This is a genomic window from Romboutsia sp. 1001216sp1, assembly GCF_039841805.1.
Lineage (GTDB): Bacteria > Bacillota > Clostridia > Peptostreptococcales > Peptostreptococcaceae > Romboutsia_C > Romboutsia_C hominis.
This window is the reverse complement of sequence record NZ_JBDPHA010000001.1, coordinates 491,757-512,035: the sequence shown is the minus strand read 5'-3', so window position 1 is coordinate 512,035 and position 20,279 is coordinate 491,757. Positions and strand designations below refer to the sequence as shown.

The window sequence follows — 20,279 nt, the reverse complement described above, 5'->3', positions numbered from 1 at the left end:
AAAATATCATAAATATAAATAGTACAAGGAGGATATATATGAGTGATAAGCTTAATAGTACTATAGGACTATCAGCAGCTCTTTCAACAGTTGTTGGTATGGTTATAGGGTCTGGGGTATTTTTTAAGCCTCAAGCAATATACACGGCAACTAATGGTGCACCAGGTCTTGGTATAATAGCATGGATATTAGGTGGTATTATAACTATTACAGCAGGATTAACTGCAGCTGAAATATCAGCAGCCATACCTAAAACTGGTGGAATGATGACTTATCTCAGTGAAATATATGGAGAAAAAATAGGATTCTTGACAGGATGGATGCAAACAGTATTATATTTTCCAGGTACTATTGCAGCGCTTGCAGTTATATTTTCGCAACAGGTATCAGAACTTATGGGGTATGGTCCGCAAAATATGGTAGTAGTTTTACCAGCATCTTTAGGAATAATAATATTTATAGCTTTGCTAAATACAGTAGGATCATCTTTTGGTGGATTTATACAAACTGTATCTACTATCTGTAAGTTATTACCTTTAATACTTATAATAATATTTGGATTTATAAAAGGAAATGGAAACCCAATATTAACACCATTAGTAGGAGGTGAAACCACTGTCATAGGATCTTTAGGACAAGTATTAATAGCTACACTATTTGCTTATGATGGTTGGATAAATGTTGGAGCTATAGCTGGTGAAATGAAAAGTCCAGAAAAAAATTTACCTCTAGCTATAGTTGGAGGTTTATCAATAGTTATGGCTGTATATATACTGATAAACTTAGCATATTTATGGGTAGCGCCAGCATCAGAACTTGCTACATCAGTAGCTCCAGCTGCACTTGTCGCACAAAAAATATTTGGAAATACAGGTGGAAAATTAATATCCATAGGTATACTAATATCAGTATTTGGTGCTCTAAATGGATATTTACTTACAGCACCTAGGGTACCATATGTACTTTCAAAAGAGGGATTATTACCAGGATCAAAAATATTTTCTAAGTTAAATAAAGGTGGTTCTCCATACAACTCTATTTGGTTAATAGCCGGTCTTGGATGTATATATGCTTTATCTGGACAATTTAACCTGTTAAGTGATCTAACTATATTTATAATATGGGTATTTTATATATTTACTTTCTATGGAGTAGTTAAGCTTAGAAAAGAAAAACCAGATATGGTAAGACCTTATAAGGTTCCATTATACCCAATTGTTCCTATTGTTGCTATACTAGGTGGACTTTTTGTTATAATAAATCAATTAATAACAATGACTTTAGTTTCATTAGGAGGAATAATAGTTACACTTATTGGTTTACTAGTATATTCTTATAAAATTAAATTAAGATAAGTAAAAGGCATCTTTACATTTAGGTGCCTTTTATCTATTTTAAATTAATAAAGCGTTTTTAAATAGATAACAACTATCACATATATATTGTTATAATATAGTAAAATATATTTAATAATGTAAGCAATATATGAATAGGAGAAAAATAAATGTTAGGATTATATATACATATTCCATTTTGTGTGAGTAAGTGTAACTACTGTGACTTTAATTCATACAAATTAGATGTAAACTTAAAGAAAAGATACATAGATGATTTAAAAAAGGAAATGGAACTTTATAAGAAAGATATAGAAAAAGAAAATTATGAAAAAGAAATATGTAGTATATTTTTAGGGGGAGGAACTCCAAGCATACTAACATCTAATGAAATTGAAGAAATATTTAATAATATTTATAAGAACTTCAATATAAAGGATAATGCTGAAGTAACTATGGAGTGCAATCCAGGAACATTAACAAGAGAAAAATTAGAAACTATGAAAAAGTGTGGAGTAAACAGATTAAGTATAGGTCTTCAGGCAGTACAAAATAATAAACTAAAGGAAATAGGAAGAATTCATACATATGAAGAGTTTGAGAAAAATTATAAAGAAGCTTTAGATGTTGGTTTTGATAATATAAATGTAGATTTAATGTATGCACTTCCAAATCATAACATTGATGAATGGAAAGAAAGCTTAGAAAAAATTATTTCATTAAACCCATCACATATATCAGCTTATTCACTTATATTAGAAGAGGGCACAAAGTTATATGATATGTATGAAGACAATGAATTTGAACTTATAGATGAAGATACAGATATAAATATGTATAATCACACAATAAATTACCTAAAACAAAATGGGTACAATCAATATGAAATATCAAACTATTCAAAGCCAGGTTTTGAGTGTAAGCATAATATACTATACTGGAAGTGTTATCATTATATAGGGTTAGGTGCAGGGGCATCTGGATATCTAGGAAATAGTAGATATAATAATGTAGAAAATCTAGATGAGTATCATAATATGATAGAAAAAAATGAAAAACCTATAAGTAATTTAGAAAATTTAAGTATAGAAGATAAAATACAAGAAAAAATATTTATGGGACTTAGAATGAATGAAGGGATATATTTTGAAGACTTTAAAAAAGAATTTAATATAGAATTCAAAAATAAATATAATAAGCAAATTGAGGATTTGAAAAATAAAGACTTAATAAAAGAAAGTAAAGTAGGTATTAAGCTTACCCAAAAGGGACGAGAAATATCAAATTCTGTATTTGTTGAATTCATAAATTAATTAGAAAGTGTTGACAAGAATAAAATAAAATGATATATAATATATATAATCTTTTTAGCACTCGAAAGTAGTGAGTGCTAACAGCGAGGAGTGAAGGTGATGGAATTAAATGAAAGAAAATTAAAGATCCTCAAAGCTATAGTTAAAGATTATATAGAAACAGCTGAGGCTGTAGGCTCACGAACTATATCAAAAAAACATGACTTAGGTGTAAGTGCTGCCACTATAAGGAATGAAATGGCTGACCTTGAAGAATTAGGATATTTAATCCAGCCACATACCTCGGCAGGTAGAGTTCCATCTGAGAAAGGATACAAGCTTTATGTAGATTCTCTTATGAGTCAAAGTGAACTTAGTGACGAAGAGAAAATTTTAATAGAGAGTTGTATAAATAAAAATGTTAATGATATAAGAGATTTAATTCATGAGACTTCTAAGCTATTATCAGAAATTACTAATTATACAACTGTAGCTGTTACTAAAAACTTAGTTAATCAAAGTGTTATAAAACACATACAGTTAGTTAGTATGAGTGATAACAACATTTTATTAATAGTTGTTACAGATAAAGGTGATATAAAAAATGTAAATTTAGCTACTAACACTCATTTAGATCAATCAAAATTAAACATAATTTCTGACAATCTAACTAGAAAATTATCAGGAAAAAGTATAGTTGATTTAGATGAAAAACTTATAGCATTTATAAAATATGAAATAAGTGAACATGCAGTGTTAATAGATGAATTAATAGATGCACTAAATTTTGATACCAATGATGATACATCAATTTCACTAAGTGGAGCAACTAATATATTTAACTATCCCGAATTTAATGATGTACTTAAGGCCAAGTCATTTTTACATATGCTAGAACATAAGGAAATGATATCTAGTATGGCTAAGTCAAAAGGTATACAGAAGGATAATGTTAATATAATCATTGGTAGTGATAATGATTTTGAGTTAGCGCAAGATTGTAGTATAGTTACAGCAACTTATAATATAAGTAGAGATCTAGTAGGGCGTATAAGTTTTATAGGGCCTACAAGAATGGACTATGCTAAGATTTATACAATTGTTAATTATATGAGTTTGATTTTTAACAAAAAATAGATTAAGGGGTGTAACATATTGCAAGAAAATAATTTAGAAAAAGAAAATGTAAAAGAAGAATTAGAAACTTCAAGTGAAATTGAAGAAACGACTGAGGAAGTTGTAGAAGACAATGTTACAGATATAAATGACAAATTAGAAGAAAATAAATTAAGAGAAGAATTAGAGGCTCTTAATGATAAGCATCAAAGACTTCAAGCAGAATATGCAAACTATAGAAGAAGAACAAATGAAGAAAAAGAAACTATAGGATTATTTGCAAATGAAAAAATACTAAACGATATAATACCTGTTATCGATAGTATGGAAAGAGCTTTAGAAGCTTGTGATGACAAAGAAGGAAGTATGTACCAAGGAATAGACTTAGTATATAAGCAACTTCAAGGAATACTTACAAAGTATGGAGTTGAAGCAATAGAAGCTGAAAATGCAGACTTTGATCCAAATTTACACTTAGCAGTAATGCAAGAAAGTGTTGATGGAGTTGAAGCAAATAAGGTTGTAATGGTACTTCAAAAAGGATACAAACTAGGAAATAAAGTATTAAGACCAAGTATGGTTAAAGTATCTTGCTAGTTTGATATAAATAGCAATAAAGTTTAAGAATTTAGCTAAAATATATCTTATGTTCTAGCAAAATTAGAACTTAGATATTTAAATATATAAAATAAATAATAACTAAATTCTATATAGAATAAAAATCATAAAAAATTATTTAGGAGGAATTTGGTCATGGGAAAAATAATAGGAATTGACTTAGGAACAACAAACTCTTGTGTAGCAGTATTAGAAGGTGGAGAACCACAAATAATAACTAATGCAGAAGGTATGAGAACTACTCCATCAGTAGTAGCATTTACTAAGGACGGAGACAGAATAGTAGGGGAGCCTGCAAAAAGACAAGCTGTTACAAATGCAGATAGAACTATAATATCAATAAAAACTCACATGGGAACAGATTACAAAGTTAATATAGATGGTAAAGATTATACACCACAAGAAATATCAGCTATAATCTTACAAAAATTAAAAGCAGACGCAGAAAGCTACTTAGGGCAACCTGTAACTGAAGCTGTTATAACAGTTCCAGCATACTTCACAGATGCTCAAAGACAAGCAACAAAAGATGCAGGTAGAATAGCAGGACTTGATGTTAAGAGAATAATAAATGAGCCAACTGCTGCTGCACTTGCTTATGGTATGGATAAGTTAGACCAAGATAAAAAAATATTAGTATTTGACTTAGGTGGAGGAACATTTGACGTTTCAGTTCTTGAAATAGGAGATGGAACTTTCGAAGTTTTAGCTACTGCTGGTAACAACAGATTAGGTGGAGATGACTTTGACCAAGTATTAATAGACTACTTAGCTGAAGAATTCAAAAAAGCTGAAGGTGTAGACTTAAGAAATGATAATATGGCTCTTCAAAGATTAAAAGAAGCTGCTGAAAAGGCTAAAAAAGAGTTATCATCAACAATGACAACTAATGTAAACTTACCTTTCATAACAGCTACTGCTGAAGGTCCAAAACACTTAACTATGGATATATCAAGAGCTAAGTTTGATGAGTTAACTGCTCATTTAGTAGAAAAAACTATGGAACCAACAAGAAGGGCATTACAAGATGCAGGTCTTTCAACTTCTGATATAGATGATGTATTATTAGTTGGTGGTTCTACAAGAATACCAGCTGTTCAAGAAGCTGTTAAGAAATTCATAGGAAAAGAGCCACACAAAGGATTAAACCCAGACGAATGTGTTGCTGCAGGTGCTGCTATACAAGCAGGTGTATTATCTGGAGATGTTAATGATTTATTACTTCTAGATGTTACTCCATTATCATTAGGTATAGAAACTATGGGTAACGTAATGACTAAAATAATAGAAAGAAACACTACAATACCAACTAAGAAGTCACAAGTATTCTCAACTGCTGCTGATAACCAAACTGCTGTTGATATACATGTTCTTCAAGGTGAAAGAAGTATGTCATATGATAACACTACTTTAGGTAGATTCCAATTAACTGATATACCACCAGCTCCAAGAGGAATACCTCAAATAGAAGTTACTTTCGATATAGATGCTAACGGTATAGTTCACGTTACTGCTAAAGACTTAGGAACTGGAAAAGAGCAAAAAGTTACTATAACTTCTGGAACTAATTTAAGTGAAGAAGAAATAGAAAAGAAAGTTAAAGAAGCTGAAATGAATGCTGAAGCTGATAAGCAAAAGAAAGATAAAATAGAAGCATTAAACCAAGCTGATTCAACTATATACCAAACAGAAAAAACTTTAAATGAATTAGGTGACAAAGTAAGCGCTGAAGATAAGAGTGCTATAGAAGCTGCAATAGCTGAACTTAAGGCAGTTAAAGATAAAGAAGAGTCAACAGGTGAAGAAATAAGAAAAGCTATGGATGAAGTTATGAACAAATTCCATAAGGTTTCTGAAATGATGTATCAACAAGCACAAGCTGAGGCTGGGGCTCAGGGTGGCGAAACTGGTCAAGGTGCTCAAGACGATAACGTTGTAGATGCTGACTTCACAGAAGTAAATGACGAAAAATAGGTTACGAAAATATATAGTTTAATATATAATAGAAAAGAGTATCTTTTCATAAGTAGATAGTTATATACTAATACTTAAAAATAATAATAGCTTGTAGTATGATATTCTACAAGCTATTATTTTGTAATAATAAAGGTGGTGACAAATAATGAGTGCTAAGAGAGATTATTATGAGGTGCTTGGTGTAGATAAAAGTGCCGATGCTCAAGCCCTTAAAAAAGCATATAGAAAACTTGCTATGAAGTATCACCCAGATAGAAATCCTGGTGATAAAGAAGCAGAAGAAAAATTCAAGGAAATAAATGAAGCGTACGAAGTATTATCAGATGATAGTAAAAGACAAATGTACGATCAATTCGGACATGATGGTGTAAACGGTCAAGGAGGATTTGGTGGCCAAGGAGGATTTGGTGGTCAAGGATTCGGTGGATTTGAAGATATATTTGGTGACATGTTTGGTGATATATTCGGAGGTGGATTTAGCAGTGGTAGAGCCAGAAGAAGAGGTCCAGAGCGTGGAGCAGATATAAAACAAAGTGTTAGTATAAGCTTTGAAGAAGCTGCATTTGGAAAGAAAGTATCTGTAAAGATAAATAGAAGTGAAGAGTGCGAAGAATGCCATGGAAGCGGAGCTAAGCCAGGAACATCTAAGAAAACTTGTCCAACATGCAATGGTACAGGAGAAGTTAGAACTGTTCAAAGAACTCCATTTGGTAACATAGCATCAAGCAGACCTTGTAGTGCTTGTAATGGAGAGGGTGAAGTTATAGAATCACCATGTCCAAAGTGTCACGGTAAGGGATATAATAGAAAAGTTAAGACTATAGAAGTTGATATACCAGCAGGTATAGATGATGGACAAATGATAAAATTATCAGGTCAAGGTGAAGTTGGATCTAAAGGTGGACCAAGAGGAGATTTATATATAATAGTTAATGTTAAACCTCATCCATTATTTACAAGAGAAGGAACTGATATATACTTTGACATGCCAATAACATTTGTTCAAGCTGCATTAGGAGATGAAATAGAAGTTCCAACACTAGATGGAAAAGTTAAGTATACAATACCAGAAGGAACTCAAACTGGAACTGTATTTAGACTAAGAGAAAAAGGTATACCAAGACTTAGAGGTAACTCAAGAGGTGACCAATATGTTAAGGTTATAGTTGATACTCCTAAGAAATTAAATGAAAAGCAAAAAGAAATACTAAGAGAATTTGCTAAAGAATGTGGAGAAGATGTTCACGAAAAGAAAAAGACTTTTGGACAAAAAATAGAAGACATGTTTAAAAGAAAGTAATTTATAAACAAGTAAATATAACAAAAGATAAAAGAGACATAGTTTAAACTATGTCTCTTTTTTTTTAAAATGTACACATTTCATAATATAATTTAAAAAATTATAGAATAAAATTTACTCATTTTTTAATCTTTATAAATATATTCTCTTGTCATACTTATTTCATTATTAACACCTTTGCTCATTAAGATCTGATGTAGGTCTATAACTCCATTATTAAAACAAGCAGCACAAGAAGAAAGGTATAAGTCCCACATTCTTACGAATTCTTCATCAAACATATCCTCTACAACATCTCTTTGTTTATCAAAGTTTTTATACCACTCAACTAAAGTTTTAGTATAATGTCTTCTTAAACTTTCAACATCTAATGTATAAAAATTATATTTAGGAAGTAAGTCTATAATTTCACGTAGTGAAGGAATAACTCCACCTGGGAATATGTATTTTCTAATCCAAGCATCGCCAGGAGATTCAACTAAACCACTTATATAATGTAATAAGAATAACCCTTTAGGTTTTAATACACTATTTACATTTTTAAAGTATAAATCATAGTGTTCACGACCAACATGTTCTAACATACCAACACTTACAATTTTATCAAACATCATACCAGATGTTTCAAGATTTCTATAGTCCATAAGTTTTACTTGTAAATAGTCTTGAAGTCCTTCCTCTACTATTCTTTCATTAAATCTTTTATATTGTTCCTCACTTAGTGTAATACCAGTTCCTTTAATTTTATATTTCTTAGCGGCTTCTATAAGAAGATATCCCCAACCACATCCTATATCTAGTAAAGTTTCACCTTCTGATAGATCTAATTTTTTTAAAATATGATGTATTTTGTTCATTTGAGCTTGGTATAAAGTATCATCATCATTTTCGAAGTAAGCACAAGAATAACTTAAAGTATCGTCTAGCCAAAGGCTATAGAAATCATTTCCTATATCATAGTGAGAACAAACCTCTAATTTTTGATTCTTTTCATTTCCTGCTTTATGGAATAGTTTTGATAATTTTGCAAAGTTAGTATGAAAATGTTCTTTTTGACAGCTAAATAAAGCATCTAAGACTAGTAGTAAATCACCATCAATATCAATATCTTTTTTCATGTATGCTTCCCCTAAAGCCAACGATGTACTATTTAATAAATCTTTTTTACTAATTGGCTTATTAAAGTAAACCTTAAACTTAGGCTCATCTTGCCCAATTAAGAATTCTTCTCCATCCCAAAGTTTTACCTCAAATGTACTTGAGTCAAGTTTTGAAAGAAATTCTTTTATAAATATTTTGTCTATGCTGTTCATAATAATTTTTCACCTCTATAAAAACCATACCCAAAAATTACCATATGAAAACAAAATATTATATAAAAAATAGAAATATATTTAAATACATTGCTATTTTTTTAATTTTATATAGATATTATCGCTAATGTTTGAAGTTGGGTAAATATACCCTGAGAAAGGTCTGAGATAGTTTTTTTATTCATATCCATCTCCTTTAAAGCCAGGAATGTTATGAATGCATTTAATAAAACTTTTTCATAAATATAAAAGTATGTATATTTATCGTTTAAATACTCTTTATTTCTTATAGATTCATTTATAAGATTAAGTTCATCAACTGTAGCATGAGTTACTGCCATAACAGTAGTTGAATCTATATTCGCACCTTTTACAGATTTAAGTTTTTGAAGTGAGAAAGTATTTAAATCTACTAAAACTTTATGTATATCTTTAGAACTTTTATCTTTTAATTCATCTTTAGTTTGTTTTAATAAAAGATTAGAGCGGTTTGTTATATCATCCATCTTTTCCTTATAAAATCCAAGTAATGAATTTAATTTTTTATTGTCTTCTATTTCTTTATTATCATCTTTAAGTTGTAAATTTTTATACACATCTGATACTTTTTGTATATCTTTAAATAAATTTAATGTCTCAAACCTTTCCATAATAAACCCCCTTAAGTTGTTATTATATATACTATATAGTATAAATCATTAGAAATATATAATAAAGAAAATGTTTTTTAGATTATATTTTCAATTGAAAAGGAAGGTATTTTTAGAAAAAAATAAATAATTTAAATTTTGGTAAAAAAATTAATAATATAAGATAGAATTAAATTAAAGTAGCATTTATAATATAATTAAGTTAAAAAATTACCATGTTATGATTAGATTTACTAAGGAGGAGAAGCATGTATTTTGTAGGAGTAGATATTGGAGGAACAGGAATACAAGCAGGGATAGTTAATGAAAACGGTGAAATACTTTTTAGAAAAGAGTGTAAGACTAATTCTTCAAATGGATTTGAAAATGTTATGAATGATATAGAACATTTAGTAAGGGGATTACTAAAAGAAAATAATTTAGACATGAGAGATATAAAGTCTATAGGATTTGGTGTACCAGGTTTTATAAACAAACAAGGTATGGCGACTGCTGTAAACTTAGGTTGGGAAGACGTTAATTTTATAGAGTCTTTAAAAAATAGATTTAATGAAGTTGATGTGTATGCTGAAAACGATGCAACAGTTGCAGCATTGGCAGAAGCTAAATCAGGAAGTATGAAAGGAAAAAATTGTGCTGTTATGTATACACTAGGAACTGGTGTAGGCGGTGGAATAATAATAAACGGTAAAGCATTTTCAGGTGCACATGGTATGGGATCTGAACTAGGACATGTTATAATAGGTGAGAATTACTTTGACTGTAATTGTGGAAATAACGGGTGTTTAGAAACCTTTTGCTCGGCAACAGCCATAATAAAGTATGCACAAAGGCTAATAAATGAAGGAAGAGCAAGTATAATATTAGATATGGCAAATGGTAATGCAGAAGATATAAATGCTAAAATAGTGTTTGATGCTTATAGAGAAAATGATGAAGTGGCAGTAGAAACTATAAATAGATTTAAACTTTACTTATCTAAGGCAATAGCTAATATGGTAAGTACATTAGACCCAGATATAATATCACTAGGTGGAGGAGTGTCAGGAGCTAGTGACATTATACTTCCTGGATTAAAAGAATTAGTAAGAGAGCAGCTTGTATTCAAAAACAATGAATTTGCAGACATAGTATGTGCAAATTTAGGAGCCGATGCGGGTATAATAGGAGCAGCATTTTTAAGTTAAAAATAAACATAACTATCTAAAAATAAATCTTAAGAAAAAATATTCTTAAGATTTATTTTTATGTAAATTTTTAAAGGCAATACTTAGGACATAGTGTTTTTAAATTTTTATTTAGAGCTAACATTAAAATAAAGTGATTATACTTTTATTATAAAAACTTTTGCAAAAGGTTTATATCCCAAAATAAATACATAATTAGTAGATAAAATTTGAACAAATATTAAATTTATATAAGATGTCCTAAAAATGACACAATAACGACATAATTGTTCGTAAATTTCGACAATAAAACAAAATAAATGTGTGTTATAATATCAATAGTTAAATGACAAAATTTGGGGGAATAATATGAAAAAATTGAAAAAAAGTATAGCTATAATATTAAGTTCTATAATGATACTAGGAATAACAGGATGTAGTGGAACAAAAACTGAAAAAACTGAAAGTGATGTAAAATCATCAAGTAAAACAAATTTACATTATCCAGTTACTATAACAACTCATAATTATAAAAAAGAACCAGTAGAAATAACTTTTGATAAAGAGCCAGAAAATGTCGTTGCTGTATATCAAAACTCAATAGAAACTATGTTAGCATTAGGGCTAGGAGATAAAATAAAGTTAGCAGCAGGACTTGACCATGATGTTAAAGATGAATATAAAGAAGCTTTTTCTAAAGTAAATTATTCAGAACAATTTACACCAGATAAAGAAACTGTATTAATGGAGCAACCAGACTTTATATTATCTTGGTACTCTATATTTGATGATAAGAGATTAGGTGATGTTGATTATTGGCATAAAAATAATATAAATACATATATGGCCTTAAATAGTGGGGCAGCTGAAGATAGAACTGTTGAAAATGAAATTACAGATATATTAAACCTAGGAAAAATATTTAATGTAGAAGATAAAGCAGAGAAAATAGCTAATGAAATAAATACTAAGATAGATGAAGTCTCTAAAAGTGTCAAAGACCAAAAAGAGCAAACAACTTTAATAATAGAGTATATGGACGGGAAAATATATACTTATGGAGCTAAAAGTTTAGGTGGAGATATGGTAACTAGATTGGGTGGTAAAGTATTAAACCCTGAAGGCGGAAATATTGGAGAAGAAGATTTAATAAAATTAAATCCAGATTCAATATTTGTTGTTTATATGAACAGAGGAGATGAAAAAGCAGGCCAAGAAGAAGTAAATAAAATACTTAAAAATCCTGCACTTTCAAGCTTAAAAGCAGTTAAAAATAATAGAGTAAACCCTATACCACTAGGAGATATGTATTGTAGTGGTATAAGAACAATAGATGGAATAAATGCATTTGCAAAAGGGTTATATCCAAACTTAAATAAGTAGGAGTAGTTTATGGAGAATAGAATCAATCTATCATCAAGTAAAAAAAATATATTTAAGGAGACACCTATATATATAGGTGTTTCTGTTGTATTATTAATATTATTATTTTTATCAATAGGATTTGCTGTAACAATCGGTTCGGTAGATATAAGTATTAGAGAAGTTTATAGCATTATAATAAATAAAATATTTAACTTAAGTCAAAATGAAGCAGTATCGAATGGTGCAATTCATGATGTAGTATGGCTTATAAGATTGCCAAGGATAGTCCTTGCTATTGCAGTTGGAATAGGTCTATCTGTAGTTGGAATAGTTATGCAAGCTATAGTGAAAAATCCATTAGCAGATCCATATATACTAGGAGTATCATCAGGAGCATCACTAGGTGCAACATTAGCCATAATGTTAGGAGTCGGAAGCGTATTTGGTGGAAACTATATTGGAATAGCTGGATTTATAGGAGCATTTCTTGTGTCTATATTAGTTTTAATTATAGCAAATATAGGAGGAAGAGCAAACTCTGTAAAGTTATTATTAGCAGGTATGGCACTTAGTTCTGTATGTAGTGCATTTTCTAGTTTTATAGTTTATATCGCAGATGACGCACAAGGTATGCAAAAGATAACTTTTTGGCTTATGGGAAGCTTAGCTGGTGCTAAATGGGAACAAATAGTATTTATACTTCCTTCTATATTATTTGGGGCAATATTTTTTGCTACTCAATCTAGAATTTTAAACTTAATGTTGCTTGGAGATGAAGTTGCAGTTACGCTAGGAACTGATCTTCATAAATATAGACATTTATACCTTATTATAACCTCTCTTATGATAGGACTATTAGTTTATTCATCTGGAATGATAGGATTTGTAGGTCTTATTATACCTCATATAGTTAGAATGATATTTGGGACAGATCATAAAAAATTAATTCCAGTAGCTTCTATATTAGGTGCAATATTTTTGATATGGGCAGATGTATTATCAAGAAGTATAATAAAAGGAACGGAAATACCTATAGGAATTCTTATATCTATTATAGGCTCACCTTGTTTTGTTTGGTTGATGATTAGAAAGACTTATGGTTTTGGAGGTAAAAGTTAATGCATATAAAAACAGAAGGTGTAAAACTAAGTATTGGTAACAATGACATATTAAAAGGAATAGATATAAATGTTGAAAATAAAGAATTTGTTGGAATAATAGGTCCAAATGGGAGTGGAAAATCCACTCTCTTAAAATGTATCTACAGAAATTTAAAGCCATCTAGCGGAGTTATTATGTTAGGGGATGAAGATTTATCAACTATACCTATTAAGGAGAGTGCTAAGAAATTAGCTGTATTATCTCAACATAACTATTATGATTTTGATTTTAAGGTATATGATATTGTTCTTATGGGAAGATCACCTCATAAAAAGATAATGGAGAGAGATTCTAAAGAAGATTTTGAAATAGTTGATGATGCTTTAGAAAAAGTAGGTATGATAGATTTTAAGGAAAGAAGTTTCAATACTTTATCAGGAGGAGAGCAACAGAGAATAATACTAGCAAGAGCACTTGCTCAACAAACGGATTGCTTAGTATTAGATGAACCTACAAATCATTTAGATATCAAGCATCAATTGCAGTTAATGAGTATTGTAAAAGGATTAAATATAGAAGTAATAGCTGCAATACATGATTTAAATATTGCATTAATGTATTGTGATAAAATATATGTTTTAAAGGATGGAAAAATTATAGCATATGGGACTCCTAGTGAAGTTATGACTAAAGAACTTATAAAAGAAGTTTACGAGGTTGATGCTATAATTAACAAGGATGAAAATGGTAAATTAGTGAGTATTTCTTATAATATATATAAGTAGGTAAATAAATAATATATAAATAAAGTAGTAGTTTTAATAGGATTTAAAACTACTACTTTTATATTTGAAGATATTGTTTAATTATTGTACAAAAGTCAAAAAATTCGTTCTTTATAGTTTACTTATACTTTAAAAATAACTTAATAGACTTAAATTATAAAATTTATATTAAATATAAAAAATAAATATATTTTACAGGTTTCATTTTAAATAGAAGAAAAAATTGAAAAAAATAATAAAAAATAAGGTGGATATCTTGAAATAACTAGGTTTTATAAATTAATTTACATGGATATCTATAAACTTATTTTAGTATTAAATATTAGTATAAATTAACAGATAAAATAACACTGATATAAGACTTTAAATCATATAATATCGTTAATTTTTTATTAAATATTTTATCATTAGATGATTTTATACATGAATATTTTTTATAAGTTGTTAAGAGTAAATTATTATCAACTAAGAATGGTAAAAGCTAAAAAAGCAAAAGTTACAGCTTAATTTGACTATAAATTTAATATATAAATTTAATGTTTTTAATAAAATTTATATATGAATATAAAAATAAAAAATGAAGCTAATATTGTAACTATTTTTTACTAATTACTAGTAAAAATAATAGTTAGTAAGTATGATTAAAATAGCTATTTAGGCAAAAATTTATGCTTAAATAGCTATTTTTTAAAAAAAATTTTTTAAAATTTTTTAGCAAAATCTAATGTTTAAGAAACGTTGGAACTTCAATAGATTAAGACTGTTACAATTTGTAACTAATTTGTTACCCTTTTTTAATTTTTGCCTAAAATGGTGTTTACAAATCCTAAAAAGTGTATTAAGATTAATAACAAGTTAAGAAAAGTTACAAAAAAGTAACAAACAAAAGAATATGAATTAAAAAATATGAGATAGTTAATAATATATAATTTTACTTATTAGGAGGTTTTTATGAGTTTGAAAAAGAGAATGAATAAATCAACGATATTGGCATTAGGATTAGTAATAGGTGGGATGTACGCATCAGCTGGGAATATATATGCAGATAACAAAGTGGAAGTAAATTCAGATAAAAAACAAGAAATGAAAATAGAAAACAATGAAATAGTAGTTGCAGATATATTAAATATAAGAAAAGGACCATCTGAAGATGAAGACAAAATAGGTGCTTTAAAAGAAGGTTCTGTCGTAGAAGTATTAGAAACTAAAGATGGATGGGATAAGATAAAACTTTCTGATGGAAAAGAAGGTTGGGTAAGTGGTGAATTTACAGTTAAAGAAAAAGCTAAGGTAAATGTAGATGAATTAAACTTAAGAAAAGGACCATCTACAGATGAAGAAAAGTTAGAAACATTAAAGAATAATACTGTTGTTGAAGTGTTAAAAACAGCAGAGATTAAAGATGAAAATAAAGATACAAAAGAAGTATGGCACCAAGTTAAGTTAGTAGAAGATGAAGCTACAAAATCAGAAAAAGAAGCTTCAAATGATGATAAAAAAGAAGAAAAAACTGGTTGGGTTTCTGCTGAATATGTATTAACAGAATCTCAAGAAAGAAAGCAAAAAGAAGAAGAGGCTAAAAGACAACAAGAATTAGCTCAAATGCAACAATTAGAAAGAGTAGAAAAAGTAAATAATGTAGTATCAAATACTACGTCAGATAGTCCAAAGACTTCAGCAAGTAAATCTAATGTAGTTGAGAAAAAAGAGCCAGTTAAGGAAGAGAAAGCTACATCAAACACTAAAGGGCGTAAACTTACTGTAAATGCAAGTGCTTATTCAGGACATAGCATAACAGCTACAGGAACTACTCCTAAGTGGGGAACAATAGCAGTAGATCCATCTGTTATACCTTATGGAACTAAAGTTTATATACCTATGTTTGACAAAGTATTCGTTGCAGAAGACTGTGGTGGAGCTATAAAAGGTAATAAGATAGATATATTCATGGGTAGTGAGCAACAATGTACAAACTTTGGTAGACAAAATATAGAAATACAAATATTAGGATAAATATAAATTGAAAAAGCCAAGATTAAATTAATTTAATCTTGGCTTTTGTTTAAATAAAATTTTATAAGTAATTATATATAGACGAGATATAGTAAATCTATTATAGAATGAAAAAATAAGGAGGTACTATATTGATTATCCGATGTTTTGTTATCAATGTGAACAAACATCAGGAAGTAAGGGATGTACTAAAGTTGGAGTATGTGGAAAGACTTCAGAAATAGCAGCACTTCAAGACGTCCTAATGTGCTTCAATACTTAGTAGATACATTTAATATAAGACATATAAGTACGCCAGATAATGACTTAGCAACATTTTTAGGTGTTTTGAAAAAAATAGAAATATAATATATGATTAAACTTAAACAAAAGCCTTCTTTTAAAATATTAAAAAAGAAGGCTTTTATTTTTATTTAGGAAGGTTATATTAGTTATTTGTTTTATTAATTAATGCAAAAATGTATATCCTACTAATTATATATTAGATAAAAGTAGTTTATAAATTAAAAATATAGTAATATAAAGATGACAATATTTTTTTACATATAAAGATTTTAATTTTATAAATCTCTATTGATATTTATTTTAATTTAAATATAGAAACATAGGGGGAGTAAATATGAGCTTTACATTAGCCATTTGCGATGATGATGTATTAAATATAGGAATATTAGAAAAGCATATAGATAAAATTTTAAAAGATGAGAGTATAGAATATAATTTGCTTAAATACTCTTGTAAAGAAGAATTATTAAATGACTATCCTAAAAATTTAGATATATTATTTTTAGACATTAAAATTAACGGAATAAGCAGCGCGGATATAGCCAGAAAAATAAGGGAAATTGATAAGAATGTAGAGGTAATGTTTACTACGCCAGCAGATTATATTTTTGAAACAAGAGCTTATAGATGCTTAGCTAAGCCTTTAAAGTATGAGGAAATAAGACTTCAGCTTAGAAAGTCTATAAAAGAATATTTAGAAAAACATAGTATAATATCCATACAATCTAGGAAAAAAACTTTAGTATTGCCAGTTAGAGATATACTTTATGCTGAGGTTAGGAAAAAAGAAGTTACAATATATACAGAAGAAAAAACTTATACTATCGAAGCTAGTATGAGAAGATTAGAAGGAAAAGTTTTAGGTTATAACTTTTACAGATGTCATCATAGTTATTTAGTAAATTTAAAGAAAATCCAAGAACTAAGGGAAAAATCTATAATTATAGGAGGATTTGAAATACCTATAAGTAGATCTAAGAATAAAGAACTTAAGATAAGATTAGATAATTTATTTGGAAATTGTTCATGCTAAATAGTATTTGATAAGCATATCTATAGGTAAATTTATTATTAATATATAAATCTAAATTATACTTTAAAATTGCTATTTACATAAAATTATTGAAAATGAAAAGGAAATAAATTGATTTTGATTTTGATTAGGATTATCATATATTTGGTGGGATTTATATGTAAACAACATCGAGATGATTATAAAAAGTATAGAGAAATTATTTATATTATATAAATTTAGATATTTAGTGAAAAATAAAAAACTTTGAATTAAATAAATAATTATGTGTGTAGAGTTGGGGAAATAAATTTTTTAATAATACATATAAGGTAGATTAATAATATCGAAAAAATACTAATAAATATTAAAGTGTGGGAGAGTATTTTATGAATCTAGCAATTTTGTTTGTAATTTATATGGGGTGTTTTATAATGTGTTTATATATGAGTAATAAATATCAATAAATAAGGGGCAGTATATTATAGTTAAATATCATAGTAGTTAAAAGGGAATAGATAAAATTATATTATTAGAAAGTTTGAAAAAAGCTAAATTAAGTTATATACCACTTCAGGGTAATTTTTTTGAAGTGGTATTTTAATTTTAACATATAAAAGGATTAAAAAATATAGTATAATAATTAAAAATAAGAAATCTAATGTAAAAAATTACGAGGAATTAGAATGGATAGCAACAACACAAGCATGAGTGTATTTAATGTTAAATCAATGTTAAAGCGAATGAAGGGGATATTGTTAATAACATTAATAAGTATAATATTTATAACCAAAGTAGAAATGAATCTGTATGAAGAATCTAAAAGAAGTATAGCAGAGTTTAATAGGCAGGTTTCGAATAAAGTATCTATAGATATATACAATGGAATGGAGAAATTAGATTATATAAATAAATATATAAACGAAGATATGAAAAAATACAAAGATAAGTATAATGAAGACATATTTTTAAAAAATATAAATAGAATTAGTAGTGGAAGTTTATTTAAGTACATAGGCATAGTGGGTATGGATGGTTACATAAATATAGGTGATAATGATAAAAAGGTATATGTAGGGGATAGAGAGTATTTTAAAAAAGCCATATCTGGGGGGAACCATGTAAGTAAACTTATAGAAAATAGATTAGAATATGAACTAGGTACAGTATATTCAAGACCATTAATTATAAATGGAAAAATCAAAGGAGCAATTGTAGGGATTGAACCTAAGGAGATATTAGATAAAAATTTGGTAAATAATACATTTTCAGATAAAGTAAAGGTATATATTGTTACTTCTAATGGGAACATAGTGTTAGGGTCTAAAGAAAATTTAGGCATGTATAGAGATATAATATTAAAATTAATCAATGAAAAAGGAAATAATGGTATAGATAGTTTTGATGAACATGGGGAAAAAAATGTAATTGCTTATAATAAGGTAAAAAACAGTAACAATTGGTATGCTATATCTATAGTTCCTATAGCAAAAGTATTTACAGGAACACATAGTACAATAAAATTATCTTTATTTACAATTATATTGTCATTATTCTTATACGTAATTATTGGTACTTATGAAGATATAAAAAATAAAAAAGAATTAGAAGAAGCTAGTTATGTAGATTCCTTAACTAATCTTAGAAATTTGTTAAAGTTTAAATTAGATGCAAAAAAGATAATATTAAATAGGGCTAAGGATTATGTTTGTGTAATAGTGGCATTTGATATAAAGAATTTCAAAGCTATAAATGAATTATTTGGCTATGATAAGGGAGATAAGGTATTGAAGATGATAGCTGATAATATAAGAAGTATAGAGTTTGAAAATATTAGTGCAAGAATAGGGGAAGATATATTCACACTATTATTCAAAATAGAGGACGATGAAGACTTTGAAAAAAAAATCGAGTATATAAATAAGCATGTTACAAAGCAACGTTATATTAATAAAAAATTAGAATTAAATACCCATATAGGTGTATTTAAGATGAAAAAGGAATGTATTGAAATTGATAAGGCTTTAGATAATGCAAATAAGTCTAGGATAGAATCAAAAAAAGTAGGAGATAAATTATACTATTTATATAATGATGAACTAGAGTATAAGATACAACAAAAGCTGATAGTAGAAAGGGATTTAAAAAGATCTTTAAAAAATGAAGAATTTGAAATATTATATCAACCTAAGGTAGATATTAATAGTGAAAAGATAGTATCTGCAGAAGCTTTAATAAGGTGGAAACATAAAGATGTAGGATATATATCACCAAATATATTTATACCAATAGCTGAGAAAAATGGAGATATAAATCTTATAGGAAGATGGGTTATAAAAGAAGTTTGCAAAGAAATAAAAAAATGCGAAGTAAATAAAGATAATATAGTTCCTATTGCTATAAATTTATCGAGGGTAGAGCTTTATCAAAATAATCTAATAGATTATATAAGAAATACTATGAAGAGATATGATATTTCACCAGAATACTTAGAATTTGAGATAACAGAAACTGCAGCCTTAAATGATATTGATTATATTAATAATAGAATAAGAGATATAAAAAGCCTAGGTATCAAGGTTTCTATGGATGATTTTGGAACAGGTTCTTCAAATCTAAGCAATTTAAAGAGACTTGATATAGATGTTTTAAAGATAGATAGGACTTTATCAATTGATATAGAAGAAGATGAAAAGACTAAGAGTTTATTAAAGGCTATTATTAATTTAGCCAAGGAGTATAACATCGATGTAGTTTGTGAAGGAATAGAAAGTAGAGAGCAAGTAGATATACTTAGGGAGTTTAGATGTGACATGGTACAAGGGTATGTTTATTATAGGCCATTAGATATATGTAAATTAAAAAAAATTTTAAAAGGAAATAAATAGCTATTTATATAAAAGAGTATTAATATATTGATACTCTTTTATTTTTTATGACAAATATAGTAGG

15 protein-coding genes are annotated in these 20,279 nt (G+C 27.9%); 13 read left to right on the top strand and 2 right to left on the bottom strand.

Features of this window, described 5'->3' with window-relative positions; all coding sequences use genetic code 11:
* Window positions 1-38 precede the first annotated feature (38 nt).
* The 6 genes from ABHC41_RS02620 (at window position 39) to dnaJ (ending at window position 7,637) form a co-directional block, all read left to right on the top strand.
* Window positions 39-1,355, top strand: coding sequence for an amino acid permease (locus ABHC41_RS02620; RefSeq protein ID WP_271892030.1), 1,317 nt, complete (start codon window positions 39-41; stop codon window positions 1,353-1,355).
* A gap of 149 nt (window positions 1,356-1,504) precedes the next feature.
* Window positions 1,505-2,647, top strand: a complete 1,143-nt coding sequence (hemW, locus tag ABHC41_RS02615; RefSeq protein ID WP_271892029.1) for a radical SAM family heme chaperone HemW — start codon at window positions 1,505-1,507, stop codon at window positions 2,645-2,647.
* Between the two features lie 99 nt (window positions 2,648-2,746).
* Window positions 2,747-3,763, top strand: coding sequence for a heat-inducible transcriptional repressor HrcA (gene hrcA, locus ABHC41_RS02610; RefSeq protein WP_092927166.1), 1,017 nt, complete (start codon window positions 2,747-2,749; stop codon window positions 3,761-3,763).
* Window positions 3,764-3,781: 18 nt separating this feature from the next.
* Window positions 3,782-4,339: a nucleotide exchange factor GrpE gene (gene grpE / locus ABHC41_RS02605; protein ID WP_207741676.1), complete on the top strand. Its 558-nt coding sequence runs from the start codon at window positions 3,782-3,784 to the stop codon at window positions 4,337-4,339.
* A gap of 156 nt (window positions 4,340-4,495) precedes the next feature.
* Window positions 4,496-6,334: a molecular chaperone DnaK gene (gene dnaK / locus ABHC41_RS02600; protein ID WP_166504912.1), complete on the top strand. Its 1,839-nt coding sequence runs from the start codon at window positions 4,496-4,498 to the stop codon at window positions 6,332-6,334.
* A gap of 148 nt (window positions 6,335-6,482) precedes the next feature.
* The gene (gene dnaJ, locus ABHC41_RS02595; protein WP_166504913.1) at window positions 6,483-7,637 is read left to right on the top strand and encodes a molecular chaperone DnaJ; all 1,155 of its coding nucleotides are present in this window, start codon (window positions 6,483-6,485) and stop codon (window positions 7,635-7,637) included.
* 125 nt (window positions 7,638-7,762) lie between these two features.
* On the opposite strand, the gene ABHC41_RS02590 is transcribed toward dnaJ, so the two are convergent.
* Both ABHC41_RS02590 and ABHC41_RS02585 read right to left on the bottom strand, forming a co-directional pair.
* Window positions 7,763-8,950, bottom strand: coding sequence for a cyclopropane-fatty-acyl-phospholipid synthase family protein (locus ABHC41_RS02590; protein WP_092927158.1), 1,188 nt, complete (start codon window positions 8,948-8,950; stop codon window positions 7,763-7,765).
* Window positions 8,951-9,057: 107 nt separating this feature from the next.
* Window positions 9,058-9,600, bottom strand: coding sequence for a hypothetical protein (locus ABHC41_RS02585; protein ID WP_195236825.1), 543 nt, complete (start codon window positions 9,598-9,600; stop codon window positions 9,058-9,060).
* Between the two features lie 248 nt (window positions 9,601-9,848).
* On the opposite strand from ABHC41_RS02585, the gene ABHC41_RS02580 reads away from it, so the two are divergent.
* The 7 genes from ABHC41_RS02580 to ABHC41_RS02550 all read left to right on the top strand — a co-directional run bounded on the left by ABHC41_RS02580 (window position 9,849) and on the right by ABHC41_RS02550 (window position 20,215).
* The gene (locus ABHC41_RS02580; protein ID WP_195236826.1) at window positions 9,849-10,787 is read left to right on the top strand and encodes an ROK family protein; all 939 of its coding nucleotides are present in this window, start codon (window positions 9,849-9,851) and stop codon (window positions 10,785-10,787) included.
* A 348-nt stretch (window positions 10,788-11,135) separates the two neighbouring features.
* Window positions 11,136-12,149 (top strand): ABC transporter substrate-binding protein, encoded by a 1,014-nt coding sequence (locus ABHC41_RS02575; protein WP_271892028.1) that lies wholly within the window; start codon window positions 11,136-11,138, stop codon window positions 12,147-12,149.
* Window positions 12,150-12,158: 9 nt separating this feature from the next.
* Entirely contained in the window at window positions 12,159-13,250 is a 1,092-nt protein-coding gene (locus ABHC41_RS02570) for an iron ABC transporter permease (RefSeq protein WP_176579601.1), read from the top strand.
* Window positions 13,250-14,017 carry an ABC transporter ATP-binding protein gene (locus tag ABHC41_RS02565; protein ID WP_271892027.1) on the top strand — a complete coding sequence of 256 codons (768 nt, stop codon included), beginning with the start codon at window positions 13,250-13,252 and terminating at the stop codon, window positions 14,015-14,017. The genes ABHC41_RS02570 and ABHC41_RS02565 overlap by 1 nt, the downstream gene beginning before the upstream one ends.
* 951 nt (window positions 14,018-14,968) lie before the next feature.
* Window positions 14,969-16,030 (top strand): SH3 domain-containing protein, encoded by a 1,062-nt coding sequence (locus tag ABHC41_RS02560; protein WP_166504926.1) that lies wholly within the window; start codon window positions 14,969-14,971, stop codon window positions 16,028-16,030.
* Window positions 16,031-16,649: 619 nt separating this feature from the next.
* On the top strand, window positions 16,650-17,348 hold the full coding sequence (locus ABHC41_RS02555; protein ID WP_195580857.1) for a LytTR family DNA-binding domain-containing protein: 699 nt from the start codon (window positions 16,650-16,652) through the stop codon (window positions 17,346-17,348).
* Between the two features lie 665 nt (window positions 17,349-18,013).
* A complete protein-coding gene (locus ABHC41_RS02550; RefSeq protein ID WP_195580858.1) occupies window positions 18,014-20,215 on the top strand; it encodes a GGDEF domain-containing protein in 2,202 nt (733 codons plus the stop codon).
* Window positions 20,216-20,279 lie beyond the last annotated feature (64 nt).